Genomic DNA, 1,379 nt, shown 5'->3' with positions numbered 1-1,379 from the left:
ACGTATATGGACCCCGCCCGATTGCAACGACTGGCTTGATCAGGATCGACGGCCACAACTGCTGACGTATATCCGGCTTCTTGATGCGGCTGGACAACGTCTCCGCCGCGAGCCTCGATGGTTTTCGCCCGCTTCCACCTCAACGGCCCCGAGACATCGGCGCAAGCCGTGCCGGTCCACACATCAGGTTCGGGAAGCGACGGGGTGACCGTTTCGCCATCTCCTGCCATTTGTTGCAATTGCCGGTGAGACCTCCTTTCCTTGATTGCCGCTTCGCTTCAGGCCGCCTTCACCGAAAGCGCCGGCTCATAAGCCGCGCCGCCTGTGAGCATAGCCCACACGATCCGCGCGTTCTTGTTGGCAAGAGCCACGGCCGCGACATTGGGATGGCGCCGTTGCCGCATCTTGCCGAGCCATAGGCTTCGCGGATCCTGCTTGCCATTAGCACGGCTTAAAGCGGCGCGAGCTCCGTGAATCATCAGCGTCCGCAGGTATCGATCCCCCCGTTTGCTGATGCCGAACAAGCGGGCCCGCCCTCCACTGGATCGCTGCTTGGGTACCAGACCAAGCCAAGCCGCGAACTGTCGGCCGTTCTTGAAACAGCTTCTATCGCCCACGGCGGCGACCAAGGCTGTTGCTGTCACAGGTCCGACGCCTTCGATTTTGCCGAGCCGCTGGCACTGCTCACTCGTACGGAAGATTTCCCTTATCCGCCGGTCATAGGCTGCAATGCGGGTATCAAGCTCGGACAGCTCCTCTTGCAGTTCCCTCATGAGCGCTCGGAGCATCTCGCTGAGGTCGTCATTGATGTTTCCTACGATGACCGCGAGGCCACGCCGCAGCTGCGCAATGTCACGGGCAATGACAATCCCATGCTCGGACAGAAGACCGCGAATTTGATTGACGAGCCTGACTCGATCGGCGACCAGGCGCTGGCGAATGCGGTGGACGGCCTGTACCGCCAGCTGATCGGTTGATTTCGGTGGCACGAAGCGCATGGACGGACGACCGACCGCTTCGCAGATGGCTTCCGCATCGTTCTGGTCGTTTTTGTTCGACTTGACGTATGGTGTCACGAACTGAGGGCTGATTAGTCGGACCTGATGGCCAAGCTCCGTGAGCACGCGAGCCCAATAGTGTGCCCCGTTGGAAGCCTCCATGCCGACCAGGCAGGCCGGTAAATTGGCGAAAAAGCCGGCCACCGCATCGCGACGTAACCTCTTTCGCACAACGACTTTCCCGTGGTTGTCGACGCCGTGAACTTCGAAGACATACTTCGCCAGATCTAGACCTATCCGAACGACCTGCATAACATCCTCCTTCGCTGCAGTTGACGCTTGAGATTCCACCGCCGCAAGGGCGGGGTCCATACCATTGGC

The 1,379-nt window shown here is 60.0% G+C and carries 1 protein-coding gene; it reads right to left on the bottom strand.

Annotated features, from left to right (window positions below; all coding sequences use genetic code 11):
• Positions 1 to 278: 278 nt before the first annotated feature.
• Positions 279 to 1,310, bottom strand: coding sequence for an IS110 family transposase (locus IVA75_RS34885; protein ID WP_247290084.1), 1,032 nt, complete (start codon positions 1,308 to 1,310; stop codon positions 279 to 281).
• Positions 1,311 to 1,379: the final 69 nt, after the last annotated feature.

This window comes from Bradyrhizobium sp. 134 (assembly GCF_023074155.1).
Taxonomy (GTDB): domain Bacteria; phylum Pseudomonadota; class Alphaproteobacteria; order Rhizobiales; family Xanthobacteraceae; genus Bradyrhizobium.
The sequence above is the reverse complement of the archived record's forward strand: the minus strand, read 5'-3'. Positions and strand labels throughout refer to the sequence as shown.